General features: G+C 71.2%; 13 protein-coding genes. 11 read left to right on the top strand and 2 right to left on the bottom strand.

The annotated features are described in order from the left end of the window. Positions 1-114: 114 nt before the first annotated feature. The 7 genes from ACFZDL_RS10135 (at position 115) to ACFZDL_RS10165 (ending at position 8487) form a co-directional block, all read left to right on the top strand. The gene (locus tag ACFZDL_RS10135) at positions 115-1836 is read left to right on the top strand and encodes a PHP domain-containing protein (RefSeq protein ID WP_353590077.1); all 1722 of its coding nucleotides are present in this window, start codon (positions 115-117) and stop codon (positions 1834-1836) included. Next, positions 1833-2456 (top strand): hypothetical protein, encoded by a 624-nt coding sequence (locus ACFZDL_RS10140; RefSeq protein ID WP_353590078.1) that lies wholly within the window; start codon positions 1833-1835, stop codon positions 2454-2456. Before ACFZDL_RS10135 ends, ACFZDL_RS10140 begins: the two co-directional genes overlap by 4 nt. Before the next feature lie 152 nt (positions 2457-2608). Then, a complete protein-coding gene (locus ACFZDL_RS10145) occupies positions 2609-3292 on the top strand; it encodes a DUF899 family protein (protein WP_353590079.1) in 684 nt (227 codons plus the stop codon). 135 nt (positions 3293-3427) lie between these two features. After that, on the top strand, positions 3428-4618 hold the full coding sequence (locus ACFZDL_RS10150) for an alginate lyase family protein (RefSeq protein WP_353590080.1): 1191 nt from the start codon (positions 3428-3430) through the stop codon (positions 4616-4618). 379 nt (positions 4619-4997) lie between these two features. Next, positions 4998-6674: an FAD-dependent oxidoreductase gene (locus ACFZDL_RS10155; RefSeq protein WP_353590081.1), complete on the top strand. Its 1677-nt coding sequence runs from the start codon at positions 4998-5000 to the stop codon at positions 6672-6674. Positions 6675-6679: 5 nt separating this feature from the next. Continuing rightward, a complete protein-coding gene (locus ACFZDL_RS10160; protein ID WP_353590107.1) occupies positions 6680-8140 on the top strand; it encodes an ATP-binding protein in 1461 nt (486 codons plus the stop codon). Next, positions 8137-8487, top strand: coding sequence for a UBP-type zinc finger domain-containing protein (locus ACFZDL_RS10165; protein WP_353590082.1), 351 nt, complete (start codon positions 8137-8139; stop codon positions 8485-8487). Before ACFZDL_RS10160 ends, ACFZDL_RS10165 begins: the two co-directional genes overlap by 4 nt. Before the next feature lie 7 nt (positions 8488-8494). Here the strand turns inward: ACFZDL_RS10165 and ACFZDL_RS10170 are convergent, their stop codons facing one another. Next, positions 8495-9139 carry a hypothetical protein gene (locus tag ACFZDL_RS10170; RefSeq protein ID WP_353590083.1) on the bottom strand — a complete coding sequence of 215 codons (645 nt, stop codon included), beginning with the start codon at positions 9137-9139 and terminating at the stop codon, positions 8495-8497. A gap of 269 nt (positions 9140-9408) precedes the next feature. Between ACFZDL_RS10170 and ACFZDL_RS10175 the strand changes: the two genes are divergently transcribed. Beyond that, positions 9409-10755 (top strand): hypothetical protein, encoded by a 1347-nt coding sequence (locus ACFZDL_RS10175; RefSeq protein WP_353590084.1) that lies wholly within the window; start codon positions 9409-9411, stop codon positions 10753-10755. A gap of 34 nt (positions 10756-10789) precedes the next feature. On the opposite strand, the gene ACFZDL_RS10180 is transcribed toward ACFZDL_RS10175, so the two are convergent. Beyond that, the gene (locus ACFZDL_RS10180; RefSeq protein ID WP_353590085.1) at positions 10790-11596 is read right to left on the bottom strand and encodes an SAM-dependent methyltransferase; all 807 of its coding nucleotides are present in this window, start codon (positions 11594-11596) and stop codon (positions 10790-10792) included. A 380-nt stretch (positions 11597-11976) separates the two neighbouring features. Between ACFZDL_RS10180 and pdhA the strand changes: the two genes are divergently transcribed. Genes pdhA through ACFZDL_RS10195 form a run of 3 tightly spaced genes read left to right on the top strand, consistent with a single transcriptional unit; the run spans position 11977 to position 15427 of the window. Next, positions 11977-13134 (top strand): pyruvate dehydrogenase (acetyl-transferring) E1 component subunit alpha, encoded by a 1158-nt coding sequence (gene pdhA / locus ACFZDL_RS10185; protein ID WP_353590086.1) that lies wholly within the window; start codon positions 11977-11979, stop codon positions 13132-13134. After that, a complete protein-coding gene (locus ACFZDL_RS10190; protein WP_353590087.1) occupies positions 13131-14132 on the top strand; it encodes an alpha-ketoacid dehydrogenase subunit beta in 1002 nt (333 codons plus the stop codon). Before pdhA ends, ACFZDL_RS10190 begins: the two co-directional genes overlap by 4 nt. Next, the gene (locus tag ACFZDL_RS10195) at positions 14129-15427 is read left to right on the top strand and encodes a dihydrolipoamide acetyltransferase family protein (protein ID WP_353590108.1); all 1299 of its coding nucleotides are present in this window, start codon (positions 14129-14131) and stop codon (positions 15425-15427) included. The genes ACFZDL_RS10190 and ACFZDL_RS10195 overlap by 4 nt, the downstream gene beginning before the upstream one ends. Positions 15428-15455 lie beyond the last annotated feature (28 nt).

A 15455-nucleotide genomic window follows, 5' to 3' on the forward strand; every position in this document is an offset into this window, starting at 1 on the left:
CCGCACATCAGCCGTTCCTCACCGCACCGCCGGTCGGACCTCTCCCGTTCACACCGGCTTCCCAGAATCTGCACGTCACAAGCATGCACGTCCCTGCGCCGGCGGGAGTTGAACATGAGCCACGGTCACAGACACGGCCACGGTCACCACCATCACCACCACCACGCGAGCGGCGACGCATCGTCCCTGCCGCCCGCCCTCGACATGTCCGTGCCCGACCAGGCGCTGACCCCCAGCCAGCTCTCACGGCGCTCCATGCTGCGCCGCACCGGCCTGCTCGGCGCGGGCCTCGCGGCCGGCGGCGTCCTCGGTGGCGCGGGCCAGGCCGCGGCCGCGGCGCCCGCGGCAGCGGCCTCCGCGCCGGCGGAATCCCGGAGCGCGCGGCCCGGCGGGTATCTGTGGCTGGCCGGCGACCACCACATCCACACCCAGTACAGCTCCGACGCCAAGTACCGGGTCATCGACCACGTACGGCAGGCGAACGCCCACGGCCTCGACTGGATGGTCATCACCGACCACGGCAGCGAGACGCACGCCAAGATCGGCGTGGAGAAGGTCAACCCGGACATCGTCGCCGCCCGCGACCAGATCGACGACACGCTCGTCTTCCAGGGCCTGGAGTGGAACATCCCGGCCGCCGAGCACGGCACCGTGTTCGTGCACCCCGGCCGGAACGAGGTGGCGGTGCTGAAGGAGTTCGAGAACTCCTTCGACGGCTCGGTGAAGAAGGCCACCTCCAACACCCCCGCGAACGAGGCGCTGGCCATCGCGGGAGTCAACTTCCTCGCCGAGCAGGTCCAGCGCCGCCGGGTGCAGGACATCCTGTTCCTGGCCAACCACCCGGCGCGCAAGGGCATCGACTCCCCGCACGAGATCCGCGCCTGGCGCGACGCCCAGCCGACCATCGCCGTCGGCATGGAGGGCGCCCCCGGCCACCAGGCCGCCGGCCTGCCCGCCCCGAACGGCCCCGGCGGGGCCCGTGGCATCTACGACAACAGCCCCGGCGCCGACTCATTCGCCGGCTACCCGCTGGAGAGCTACCGCACCTGGGGCGGCTTCGACTGGATGACCGCCACCGTCGGCGGCCTGTGGGACAGCCTGCTCGCCGAGGGCAAGCCCTGGTGGATCACCGCCAACTCCGACTCCCACAACGTCTACGCCGACACCGCCGTGCGCGGCCCGAACAGCGACTTCAACGCCAACGGCCGCTACGAGGCCCCCGTCTACGGCGGCGGTCTGAACCTCTCGGACACCGACTTCTGGCCCGGCCAGTACTCCCGCACCCATGTGGGCGCCGCCTCCTTCTCCTACAAGGCGGTCATGGACGGCATCCGCGCCGGCCGGGTGTGGGTGGACCACGGCGGACTCATCAGCGGCCTGAACGCCCAGCTGCGCTCCGGCGGACGCGCGGTCACCCTCGGCGACACCCTGCATGTGCGCCGCGGCGGCCAGGTCGACCTGGTCGTCGAGATCAGCCTGGCCAACGGGCCCAACTGGGCCCAGTTCGTGCCGAAGCTGGCCCGGGTGGACGTCATCCAGGGCGCTGTCACCGGCCCGGTCTCCGACAAGGACGTCTTCACCGCCCCTGACACCAAGGTCGTGAAGTCCTTCGAGGTGAACAAGTCGGCCGGCTCGGTGCGCCTGACCTACTCCCTGGGCCGTGTGGACAAGCCGGTGTACGTGCGGCTGCGCGGCACCGATGGCAACCGCACCGCGGTCGGCCTGCGCGGTGCCGCCGTCGACCCGGCGGGCCCGGCCATGGACGTGATCGGGGACGCCGATCCGTGGAAGGACCTGTGGTTCTACTCCAACCCCATGTGGGTCCTGCCCGCATGACCGCACCACACGACGTGTCCGGCGTCCGCTCCCTGGTGGGAGTGGACGCCGGGTCGGCGAACCTGCGCGAGGCCGACCACCTGATCCACGATCTGCTGGACCACCTCGGCCTCGCACCGGGCACGATCGCCTGCACCCACCTGATCCGCACCGCCGAGCGCCGCGGCACCGCCGTCTCGCTCGCGCTGCCCGACGCCGCCGCGGCCGAGGCCGTGTGGGAGCGCATCGCCGGATGGGAGAGCCCGGAGGTGGGCGCGGTCCTGCATGAGCGCTCGTACGGCTCGGGGCGGGCCGCCCGTACGGCCGCGCTGGCCGTCGCGGAGCACGCCCACCGCGGCGGCGGGCGGGCCGTGGTCTACCCCGGAGTGGAACATCTCACCGGCACCGTCACCGTGGCCGGCCTGCTCGCCCTGACCGCCATCGAGCGGGTCACCGTGGTCGGCGCTCCGGCGGCGGACGGCCAGGGCCCCGATCCCGCCACGCCGGTGCTCACCCGCGACCACGTACGGCCCGAGTGGCGGAACGGGCGGCTCACCCTCGCCCTGGTGCCGGCCGCCGGCGGGGCGCTGGCACCGTTCGAAGTCCCCGATCCCACGCCCTGCTGCGCCGACCACACCTGACGGGGCTCCCTGCTGGAGCAAGCCCACCGCCTGGGCCGCTGCCCTCCCGACCTGCACTTTTCTCGCTTGGCACACTATTTCCAGTCGTCTGTGTGCCCCGGGATCGCCATAGACTCGAATCCCCTCGGGGGCTTCCCACCCAGGAGGATGCGATGTTGCGGCAGACCCGACTGCCCGATGAGTCCGCGGACTACCTCGCCGCCCGCGAAGAACTCCGGCTCGCCGAGATCGAGCTCATGCGCCACCGCGAACGGGTCGCGGCCCAGCGGCGGGCGCTCCCCCCGGGGCCGCCCGTCGACGACTACGTCTTCCTCGAAGCCCCCGCCGACCTCGACGCGGGCGACTCCCCGGTCCGCCGGACCACCCTGAGCGAGCTGTTCACCGCCCCGGACCGGCCGCTGATCGTCTACCACTTCATGTACGGCAAGCTGCAGACCGAGCCGTGCCCGATGTGCACCCTGTGGACCGACGGCTACAACGGCGTCGCCCACCACATCGCCCGAAACGCCGACTTCGTCATCGCCGCGGCCGCCGATCCCCCCGCCCTGCGGCAGCACGCCCGCAGCCGGGGCTGGTCCCGGCTGCGCCTGCTGAGCTGCGGGGACAGCACCTTCAAATACGACCTCGGCAGCGAGGACAAGGACGGCGAGCAGGACTCCACCCTCTCCGTCTTCACCCGGGACGCCGATGGCACGGTCCGCCACCGCTACTCCGCCCATCCGCGCATGGCCGAGGACATCAAGGAGCGCGGCATCGACCTCCTCAGCCCCGTCTGGCATCTGCTCGACCTGACGCCGGGCGGCCGCGACGACTGGTATCCCGGGCTGGACTACTGACCGTCGGGCCCGTGTGCTCAGGGCGCCGCGGCCGGCCCCGAACATTGACATGTTCACGCAGGACTCTTATGGTCCAGGCCATTCCTGTCCGTATTCGGAACTGCGTTCCCATTCGTGAACAGAAGAGGTCATCGGATGGCACGAACCAGAACCGCCCTGTGCACCGTTCTCGCCCTGCTGGCCGGCCTGCTGAGCCTTCAGTTCGCCGGCCCGGCCCCACGAGCGACAGCCGCGCCGACCACCTTCGCCCACCCCGGCGTCCTGGTGAGCCGCGCCCAACTCGACTACGCCCGGTCGAAGGTCCAGTCCGGGCAGCAGCCCTGGAAGGCCGCGTACGACGAGATGATGGCCAGCTCCTACGCCTCGCTCTCGCGCACCGCCAAACCACGGGCCGTCGTGGAGTGCGGCTCCTCCTCCAACCCCAACTACGGCTGCACCGACGAGCGCCAGGACGCCATCGCCGCCTATACCGACGCGCTCGCCTGGTACTTCACCCGGGACAGCAGATACGCCAAGAAGTCGATCGAGATCATGGACGCCTGGTCGGGAACCATCACCGATCACACCAACAGCAACGCCCCCCTGCAGACCGGCTGGTCCGGATCCACCTGGCCGCGGGCCGCCGAGATCATCAAGTACACCTACGACGGCGGCTGGCCGGGGGCCGGCCGCTTCGCGACCATGCTGCGCGATGTCTACCTCCCCGAAGTGATCAACGGCGCTGCGACCAAGAACGGCAACTGGGAACTCGTCATGACCGAGGCGGCGATCGGCATCTCGGTCTTCATCGAGGACCGCGCCAGTTACGACAAGGCGGTCGCCACCTACCTCGCCCGCGTCCCCGCGTACATATATCTGACCAGCGACGGCGCTCTACCCAAGCCGCCCGCGGGCAGCAGCATCGACACCAGCGCCGAGATCATCAAGTACTGGCAGGGTCAGAGCACCTTCGCCGACGGCCTCGCCCAGGAGACCTGCCGCGACTTCGGGCACACCGGCTGGGGCATCGCCTCCGTCGCGGACGTCGCGGAGACCAGCCGCATCCAGGGCCAGGACCTGTACCCGAAGATCCAGGACCGGCTGCGCCAGGCGCTGGGCTTCCACACCTCCTATGAGAACGGCACCGCCGTGCCGTCCTGGCTGTGCGGTGGCTCGGTCAAGAAGGGTCTGGCGGAGATCACCGAGGTCGGCTACAACGCCCTCCACAACCGCCTCGGCATCGCCATGTCCAACACCCAGAAGTACACCGAGGGACACCGGCCGTCCGGCACGGACAACTACTTCAACGCGTGGACGACCCTCACCCACGCGGACAACCCGTCCTGACCGTCACGATCACCCATCACCGGTCGCCGGGCCGTCGGCCCGGCGACCGCGGCGCGTACACCCCGACCGCGGTGCGTACACCCCGGCCGCGGCGCGTACACCCCGGCCGCGAGAAGTGCACTGCCGGACGCGATACCGTGCGCGGACAGTCAATCGCGCGTCCACCAGCCGCTTAGCATGGCCCGGAGCCCAGGGTGGATCACCCATGAGGCCATCCCCGGCCCCCGGTGGTCGAGGAATGCATACAACGGGATTTTTCATAGCGAAGCAGGATGATCCTCCATATGATGGGGGTCACCAGCGCACGCATATGGACCGGACAGACGCACACGGACCGGCGGCGCCAGGGTGGCGCCGATCAGACCGGGGTGGGAGACGCATGGCACAGGCCGCAGACACAGCGCGGACCATCATCCTGACCGTGGACGACGACCCTGGAGTGTCCCGTTCCGTAGCCCGCGACCTGCGGCGACGCTATGGCGCAGAGTATCGCGTGGTGCGCTCGGAGTGCGGGGAGTCCGCCCTCGACGCACTGCGGGAGCTGAAGCTGCGGGGGGACGCGGTGGCGGTGATCCTCGCCGACTACCGCATGCCGCGGATGAACGGCATCGAGTTTCTGGAGCAGGCGCTCGACATCTACCCCGGAGCCCGCCGTGTGCTGCTGACGGCCTACGCGGACACCGACGCGGCCATCGACGCGATCAACGTCGTCGACCTCGACCACTACCTGCTCAAGCCGTGGGACCCGCCCGAGGAGAAGCTCTACCCGGTCCTGGACGACCTGCTGGAGGCGTGGCGGACCAGCGAGCACCGGCCGGTGTTCATCACCAAGGTCATCGGACACCGCTGGTCGGCGCGCTCGTCGGACGTACGGGAGTTCCTGGCCCGCAACCAGGTGCCGTACCGCTGGTACTCGTCCGACGAACCGGAAGGGCGGCGGCTGCTCTCCGCGGCGGGCCAGGACGGGCTGCGGCTGCCGCTCGTGATCACCCCGGACGGCACCGCGCTCGTCGAGCCCGAGGACCGGGACCTCGCCGCCCACGTGGGTCTGGCGACGACACCCGCGGCCGACTTCTACGACCTCGTCATCATCGGCGGCGGGCCCGCCGGGCTCGGGGCGGCCGTGTACGGGGCCTCCGAAGGGCTGCGGACGGTCCTGGTGGAGCGGTCGGCGACCGGCGGCCAGGCGGGTCAGAGCTCACGGATCGAGAACTACCTCGGTTTCCCGGACGGCGTGTCCGGGGGGCAGCTCACGGACCGTGCGCGCCGCCAGGCGGCGAAGTTCGGCGCCGAGATACTGACCGCGCGCGAGGTCACCGGGCTGGAGGTCAACGGCGCGGCGCGCATCGTCCGGTTCTCGGACGGCTCCGCGATCGCCGCGCACTCCGTGATCCTCGCCACCGGCGTGTCGTACCGGGAGCTGGACGCGCCCGGGGTGGCCGATCTGACCGGGTGCGGAGTGTTCTACGGCTCCGCGCTGACCGAGGCGACCGCCTGCCAGAACCATGACGTCTATATCGTCGGTGGCGCGAACTCCGCCGGTCAGGCCGCGATGTATCTGGCCCGGGGCGCCAAGTCGGTCACCCTCGTCGTGCGCGGGGAGTCCCTGTCGGACTCGATGTCGCACTATCTCGTCCAGCAGGTCACGGACGCGCCGACGATCTCGGTGCGGACGAACACGGTGGTCGAGGCCGCCCATGGCGCGCACCAGTTGGAGCGGCTCACCCTGCGCGACACCACGACCGGCCACTGCGAGCTCATCGACGCCCAGTGGATGTTCGTGTTCATCGGCGCGGCCCCGCTGACCGACTGGCTGGGCGACACCGTGCTCAGGGACTCCCGCGGCTTCATCCTGACCGGCCCCGATCTGACCCCCGACGGGCGCCCGCCGGCCGGCTGGGAGCTGGACCGGCCGCCGTACCACCTGGAGACCAACGTCCCCGGGGTGTTCGTGGCGGGAGACGCGCGCGCCGAGTCCGCCAAGCGCGTCGCCTCCGCCGTCGGCGAGGGAGCCATGGCGGTCATGCTGGTGCACCGGTATCTGGAGCAGTCGTGAACGCGCTGCCCTGCGACCCGCAGGAGATCAGCTCCCTGTTCCTGTTCGAGAAGCTGTCCCCGGAGCAGCTTGCGCGGCTGTGCCGCGACGGCCGGGTGCAGGCTTACGAACCGGGGCCGGTGTACGCCGAAGGCGACCCGGCCACCTGCTTCTATGTGCTGCTTGAGGGGACGCTCGTGCTCTCCAGCCGGGTCGGCTCCCAGGACGTGGAGGTGAATCGGAGCTCCAGCCGCGGTGTGTACGCGGGAGCCTTCCACGCCTATCTGGGCGACCGCGTCCGGCAGGTGTACACCAGCTCGCTGCGGGTCGTCGAACCGTCCCGGTTCTTCGTACTGCCCGCCGAGACGTTCTCGGCCATCATGCGCGACTGGTTCCCGATGGCTGTCCATCTGCTGGAGGGGCTGTTCTTCGGCACCAAGAACACCCAGCAGGCCATCGGACAGCGGGAACGGCTCCTGGCGCTCGGCTCGCTGACCGCGGGTCTCACCCATGAGCTGAACAACCCGGCCGCCGCGGCGGTGCGCGCCACCTCGGCGCTCAGGGAGCGGGTCGCCGGAATGCGCCACAAGCTCGGCGCCATCGCGGCGGGCCCGTACCGGCGCGACACCCTGCAGATCCTGGTGGAGATCCAGGAGCGCACGGCCGAGCGCGTGGCCAAGGCCACCACCCTGAGCCCACTGGAGGCCGCGGACCGTGAGGACGCCCTCTCCGACTGGCTGGACGACCACGGCATCGAGGACGGATGGCGGCTCGCGCCGACGTTCGTCCAGGCCGGCCTCGACATCGACTGGCTGGACAGCGTGGCGGCGGCGGTGGGCGAGGACACTCTCGCAGGGGCGGTGCGGTGGCTGAACTACACCGTCGAGACCGAACTCCTCATGAACGAGATCGAGGACTCGACCACCCGCGTCTCGGCCCTCGTCAACGCGGCCAGGCAGTACTCACAGCTCGACCGCGCCCCCTACCAGGTCTCCGACGTGCACGAACTGCTGGACAGCACCCTGCTGATGCTCTCCGGGAAGATCGGCCCGCACATCACCGTCGCCAAGGACTACGACCGCACCCTGCCGAAGATCCCCGCGTACCCCGGCGAGCTCAATCAGGTATGGACAAACCTGATCGACAACGCGGTCTGCGCGATGAACACCATGGACGGCCAGGGCACCCTGACCGTGCGCACCGCGCGCGACCGCGACCATCTGCTCGTCGAGTTCGGCGACACAGGGCCGGGCATTCCCGAGGACATCCGCGACCGCGTCTTCGACCCCTTCTTCACCACCAAACCGGTGGGTGAGGGCACCGGGCTCGGCCTGGACATCTCCTGGCGCATCGTCGTCAACAAGCACCACGGCGACCTGCGCGTGCAGTCCACCCCGGGCGACACCCGCTTCCAGGTGCGCCTCCCGCTGACCGCCTCCGCCCCCGATGCCGCCCCACAGCCCGACACCCCGCAGGAGCGCTCATGACCACGCAGAACGGAATAGACCCCTCGGTGCCGCCGAGCGGCACCGGATGCGTCGAATGCGACGCCGTCGACGGATGGTGGTTCCATCTGCGGCGCTGCGCGCAGTGCGGTCACATCGGCTGCTGCGACGATTCGCCCTCGAAGCACGCGACCGCGCATGCCGCGGCCACCGGGCATCCGCTGATCCGCAGCTTCGAACCGGGCGAGAGCTGGTTCTGGAACTACGAGACGTCCGAGTTGTACGAGTCGGGGCCGCCGCTTGCCCCGCCCGAGAGCCACCCGGCCGATCAGCCGGTCCCCGGCCCCGCGGGGCGGGTGCCCGAGAACTGGGCCCAGACGCTGGGCTAGCCCAGGGCTAGCCCACGGTCAGTGCTGTCAGAACCATTGCCCCGGGGACGAAGGGCTTGTTAGCTTGCGCCCGCCGTAAAAACGATTCAATCATCGACACGGCGGGAGCCCCTTCATGCCAGTCAGCCGTCGGACCTTCGTACGCACCGGCATGACCGGAGTCGCCACCGCGGTCACCGCGGGCTGGCGGATCGGCGACGCCGCCGCCCAGCCGTCGCCGCGGCGCCCCGGCGGAATCGACCGGCACGCGCTCGTATCGCGCCATGACGTGGTCCGTACGGCCGGCGATCCCCTGACTCCCCTGCAGGTGGGCAACGGGCAGCTGGCGTTCGGCGCCGATGTGACGGGGCTGCAGACGTTTCTGCCCTTCGGCACCCTGTCCGACTGGGGATGGCACAGCGACCCGCTCCCGGACGGCCAGACCCCGGCGGACTTCGCCGGACAGGTCTGGGCCACCCATGGCCGGCCGGTCCGTTACGACATCCCCGACCCGGCCCACCCGGAACTCTCCGAGTGGCTGAGGGCGAACCCGCACCGGATCAATCTGGCCCGCATCGGTCTGCGGCTGCTGCGCGCCGATGGGACCGAGGCCGTGGAGACCGATCTGAGCGGCTGCCACCAGCGGCTGGATCTGTGGACCGGCACGCTGCACAGCCGGTTCACCCTGGAGGGCAGCCCCGTCACGGTACGGACGAGCTGCGGCCCTGATCTGGACGCGGTGGCCGTGCGGATCGACTCGCCGCTGGTGGCCGACGGCCGGCTCGCGGTGTTCATCGACTTCCCGTACGCCAATGGGCGGAGAAGTTCTCCGCGCCCTTCGTCGGCGTCTGGGACCGCCCCGATGCCCACACCACACGGCTGCGGCCCCGCGGGCCCCACCGCGCGGACATCACCCATGAGCTCGACGGCACCCGCTACACCGTGGGCCTCGCATGGCGGGGCGGCGGGGAACGGCCGTCGCGGGCCGACGGCCATCCGCACCGGTATCTGCTCGGTGGCGGCGCGGGCACCCGGCTGGAGGCCACCTTCCTCTTCGCGCCCCGGCCCTCTCCCCAGGTGCCCGCCGCCGCGGCGGTCGAGGCGGCCGCGGCCAGGGCCTGGCCGGCGTTCTGGCGCTCCGGCGGGGCCCTCGACCTCTCCCAGAGCACCGATCCCCGGTGGCGGGAGCTGGAGCGCCGGGTGGTGCTCAGCCAGTACCTGCTGGCGGTCAACGAGGCCGGCAGCACCCCGCCCCAGGAGTCCGGGCTGGTCAACAACGGGTGGTACGGCAAGTTCCATATGGAGATGTACTGGTGGCACGCCGCGCACTACGCGCTGTGGAACCGGTGGCCGCAGCTGGACCGCAGCGTCGGCGTCTATCAGAGTTTCCTCGACTCCTCCCGGGAACGCGCCCGGCTGCAGGGTTACCAGGGCGCGCGGTGGCCCAAGATGACCGATCCCGGCGGCCGCCAGTCGCCCGGGGAGATCAACGCGCTGCTGCTCTGGCAGCAGCCGCATCCGATCTTCCTCGCCGAGCTGGACTACCGGGCCCATCCGACCCGCGCCACCTTGGACAAGTGGCGGGATGTCGTCTTCGCCACGGCCGAGTTCATGGCCTCGTACGCCTTCGAGGAGTCGGGCCGCCATGTGCTCGGCCCGCCCCTGCACCTCGTCTCCGAGAACAGCGACCCCAAGGTCACCGTGAACGGCGCCTTCGAACTGTCCTACTGGCGCTTCGGCCTGCGCCTGGCGCAGCGGTGGCGCGAGCGGCTGGGGCGGCCCGCGGACCCCGGCTGGCAGACGGTGCTCGACACACTCGCGCCGCTGCCCGTGCAGGACGGGGTGTATGTGGTGTACGAGGGTGTGCGCGGGATGTGGACCGAGTACATCTACGACCACCCCTCGCTGACCGGCCTGTACGGCTGGCTGCCGGGCCACGATGTGGACATGACCGTCATGCGTGCCACCGCCCGCAAGGTGTGGGACGTATGGGCCTGGGACGCCGCCTGGGGCTGGGACTTCCCGATGCTCGCGATGAACGCGGCGCGGATGGGCGAGCCCGACCGCGCCATCGACTTCCTGCTGCACGAGAAGTTCGGGTTCGACGACGCCGGGATGCCGCTCGGCGGATCCCGGGTCGCCACGCCGTACTTCCCGGGCGCCGGCGGGTTGCTCTACGCGGTGGCCCTGATGGCCGCCGGGTGGGACGGCGCCAGGGGCGATGCACCCGGCTTCCCGTCCGACGGGCGGTGGCGCGTGCGGTGGGAGGGGTTGGCACGCGCCGTGTAGGGCCGAGGGCCGCGCGGGGCGGGCAAGGGATGACTCAGGGCTTTCTGGCCACGCCGCCGAACATGGAGACGTCCGCGTCCGACAGCTGACTGAGCGAAGGGTCGTCGGGACGCCAGCGGTGAATCGGGACCAGACCCGGCTCGACCAGTTCCAGCCCCTGGAAGAACCGTTGGATCTCTTCCTTCCGGCGCTGCTGCACCGGAACCCGCGATGCCGCGTAGACCTCCGCCGCGCGCTTCATCTCTTCGGGAGCGAAGTCCGAGGTGCCGTAGGTCAGCGCCAGATAGCTCCCGGAGGGGAGCGCGTCCACCAGCTCGCCGAGGATGGCGTAGTGGTCGTACTCCGGAGGGACGAAGTGCAGGATCGAGATCATCATCAACGCCACCGGCTTGGTGAGATCCAGCGTCTCGAGGAGCTCCGGGGCGGTGAGTATGCTGCGCGGATCCCGCAGATCGGCCTCCGCGTAGGCGGTCTTTCCCTGCGGGGCGCTGGTGAGCAGGGCGCGGGCGTGCGTCAGCACGATCGGGTCGTTGTCCGTGTAGACGATGCGCGCCTCGGGGGCGATTTCCTGGATGACCTCGTGGAGGTTGGGCGAGGTGGGGATTCCCGTCCCGATGTCTAAGAACTGGCGGATCCCGGCCTCTTGGGCCAGCATCCGCGCCGACCGGCGCATGAAGTACCGGTTGTTCCGCGCGATGGTGCGCGCGTGCGGCAGAACGGCCAACACCTTTTCAGCCGCCTCCTGATCCGGCGGGTAGTTGTCCTTCCCGCCGAGGAAGAAGTCGTACATGCGCGCGGAATGCGCGCTTCCGGTGTTGATCTCATTGGCTGACCAGCTCATCCGGGACAGTGCCCCTCTCTGTTTGGCCGTACGCGAGGTGTTGAGGTCCGGTCCGCCCGCACCACAAGGTCATGGCTCAGTGGGCAGGCTATCCGAGGTCGGCGCGGCGAGTCGGTACAGGGCGTGCGCCGCGCGCGACCAGCCGCCCGGCGGGGCGGGTTCGGAGGCGTTTGCACGGAAAGTCAAGAATCGTGCGTCATCGGTCAATGACGGTGAGAACTCCCGTGCCGAAGAATCGCTTGTGTGCGTCACCCAGGGGGTTCTTCGCCCTCCGGTGACGGGTCCACCAGCCGTTTCAAGATACGCCGAAGGTTTACGCAAGGTCCGCCGCAGACCGTGGTGTCCGGACAACCCGATCCCCGTACAGGAGTACCGAAGACATGACCGTGCTCGACCAGCCCGGCCGACATGGTGTTCCGCCCTACGTGGGCCGGGCCCGCCCGGACCCCGCGCCCCTGCTGCCGGACTCCGAACCCCACCGGGTGCTCGGCGGCACGGCCGAGCCCGACCGGCCGCTGTGGCTCGAACTGTATCGCCAACTGGTGATCGGCCGGCGCTTCAACGAGCAGGTGACGGCCGTGACCCGGCAGGGCCGGCTGGCGGTCTACCCTTCGTCCGCGGGCCAGGAGGCCTGTCAGATCGCCGCCGCGCTGGCGCTGGCCGAGCGCGACTGGCTCTTCCCCAGCTACCGGGACACGCTCGCCACGGTGGCGCGCGGCGTCGACCCGGTCCAGGCGCTGACGCTGCTGCGCGGCGACTGGCACAACGGTTACGACCCGCACGCACACCGGGTGGCGCCGCTGTGCACCCCGCTGGCCACCCAACTGCCCCACGCGGCAGGCCTGGCACACGCGGCACGGCTGAAGGGCGACGACGTGGTCGCGCTGGCCCTGGTGGGCGATGGCGGCACCTCCGAGGGGGACTTCCACGAGGCGCTGAACTTCGCCGCCGTCTCGCGGGCGCCGGTGGTGTTCCTAGTGCAGAACAACGGCTTCGCGATCTCGGTGCCGCTGGCCAAGCAGACCGCGGCGCCCAGCATCGCCCACAAGGCCGTCGGCTATGGCATGCCCGGGCGGCTGGTGGACGGCAACGACGCCCCGGCGGTCCACCAGGTGCTCACCGAGGCGATCGGCAGGGCCCGCTCCGGCGCCGGGCCCACCCTGGTGGAGGCGATCACCTACCGCGTCGACGCGCACACCACCGCCGACGACGCCAGCCGCTACCGCTCCGAAGCGGAAGTCACCGCCTGGCGCGCCCACGATCCGATCGACCTCCTGGAGCGCGAGCTGCGCCGCCACGGGCTGCTCACCGACGCCGAGGCCCAGAGGGCCGCCGAGGCGGCGGAGGCGCTGGCCCAACGCATCCGCGACGAGCTGGGGACCGATCCCCCGCTCACACCCGCCGAGCTGTTCTCCCATGTCTACGCCGAGCCCACGGGGCAACTGCGCGAACAGACCGCCCGGCTGCGCGCGGAACAGGAAGCGGAAGTGGCGGCGGAGCGCGCCCGCACGGCGACCACACCGGAGTACGCCCGATGACCGCCGCCACCGTGACGATGGCCCAGTCCCTCAACCGCGCCCTGCGCGACGCGATGGCCGCGGACCCCACCGTCCATGTGATGGGCGAGGACGTCGGCGCTCTCGGGGGAGTCTTCCGGATCACCGATGGGCTGGCGAAGGAGTTCGGCGACGACCGCTGCACCGACACCGTGCTGGCGGAGGCCGGCATCCTCGGGGCGGCGGTGGGCATGGCGATGTACGGGCTGCGGCCGGTGGTCGAGATGCAGTTCGACGCCTTCGCGTACCCGGCGTTCGAACAGCTCGTCAGCCATGTCTCGCGGATGCGCAACCGGACCCGGGGCGCCCTGCCGCTGCCCATCACCGTGCGGGTGCCCTACGGCGGCGGCATCGGCGGCGTCGAGCACCACAGCGACTCCTCCGAGGCCTACTACATGGCCACACCGGGCCTCCATGTCGTCGCCCCGGCCACCGTCGCCGACGCGTACGGGCTGCTGCGCGCCGCGATCGCCTCCGACGACCCGGTCGTCTTCCTCGAACCGAAACGGCTCTACTGGTCCAAGGCGCCCATCGACCTCGACCGGCCGCCCCAGGCGCCGCCCGTCGGCCGGGCGGTGGTCCGCCGGGACGGCACCTCGGCGACCCTCATCACATACGGGCCGTCGGTGCCGGTGTGCCTGGAGGCGGCGGAGGCCGCCCGCGCCGAGGGCTGGGACCTCGGCGTGGTCGACCTGCGCACGCTGGTGCCGTTCGACGACGAGACGGTGTGCGCGTCGGTGCGCGGGACCGGGCGGGCGATCGTGGTCCACGAGGCCACCGGCTTCGCCGGCCCGGGCGCCGAGATCGCCGCCCGGGTCACCGAGCGGTGCTTCCACCATCTCCAGGCCCCGGTGCTGCGGGTGACGGGCTTCGACATCCCCTACCCGCCACCGATGCTGGAGCGGCACCACCTCCCCGGCGTGGACCGGATCCTGGACGCGGTGGCCCGTCTTCAGTGGGAGAGCGAGTGGACGGCATGACCCGGGTGCGCGAGTTCACCCTGCCCGACCTGGGAGAGGGGCTCGCCGGGGCCGAGATCGTCCGCTGGCTGGTCGAGGTGGGCGACGTGGTCACGGTGGATCAGCCGGTGGTCGAGGTGGAGACCGCCAAGGCGAGCGTGGAGCTCCCCTGCCCGTACGCGGGGACGGTCGCAGCCCGCCACGGCTCCCCCGGCGAGGAGCTGCCGGTGGGAGCCCCGCTCCTGACCGTCGCCCCGCCGGACCGCGGCTCGGGCCGGGTACTCGTCGGCTACGGAACGGCCGCGGGCGCGGTCCCCCGCCGCCGACGGCCGGCCCACGGCACGAAGGCCGCGCCGGGCGGCTCCGCGGCGGAAGGCACCGTACCGGCCGGTCCCGCCCCCGAGTCGGTGCCGGTGCCGGTGATCTCTCCGCTCGTCCGCCGTCTGGCCCGGGAACACGGGCTGGCGCTCCGCGACATCACGGGGTCCGGCCCGAACGGCCTGGTGCTGCGCGCCGATGTGGAACGCGCCGCCCGCGCGGACCGCCGCGACGGCGAAGCGCGGGGCCACAACGGTGAAGGACGTGGCCACAACAGCGAAGGGCGTGGCCGTGACGGCAAAGCGCATGGCTCGAACGCGCCCGCAGAAGAAGCCCGCGTCCCGCTGCGCGGGGCCATCGCCGCCATGGCGGACAAGCTTACCCGCAGCCGAGCCGAGATCCCCGACGCCACCTGCTGGGTGGACGCCGACGCCACGGAACTCATGACCGCCCGCCACCACACCGGCCTGCCGCTTCTCGCGCTTCTCGGCCGGATCTGTGTGGCGGCCCTCGCCCGCCACCCCGAACTCAACGCCGCGGTGGACGCCGAGGCCCGTGAGATCGTGCGCCGGTCCGCCGTCCATCTGGGCTTCGCCGCCCAGACCGACCGTGGCCTGCTGGTCCCCGTCGTCCGCGACGCCCACACCCTGACCGCCCGGCACCTCGGCGAGGAAGTGGCCCGCCTGACCGCCGACGCCCGCGCCGGCACCCTGTCACCGGCCGATCTCACCGGCGGCACCTTCACCCTCAACAACTACGGGGTCTTCGGCGTGGACGGCGCCACCCCGATCCTCAACCACCCCGAGGGAGCCATGCTCGGCGTCGGTCGCATCGTCCGAAAGCCCTGGTGCCACGAGGGCGAGCTCGCCCTCCGGGACGTCGTACAGCTCTCCCTCACCTTCGACCACCGCCTGTGCGACGGCGGAACGGCCGGCGGTTTCCTGCGCTACGTGGCCGACTGCGTCGAACGGCCGATCACGCTGCTGGCCGATGTCTGAACGCCCGCCCGCTCCATGGGCAAGCACG

The organism is Streptomyces sp. NPDC007917, assembly GCF_042959105.1.
Classification (GTDB): Bacteria; Actinomycetota; Actinomycetes; order Streptomycetales; family Streptomycetaceae; genus Streptomyces.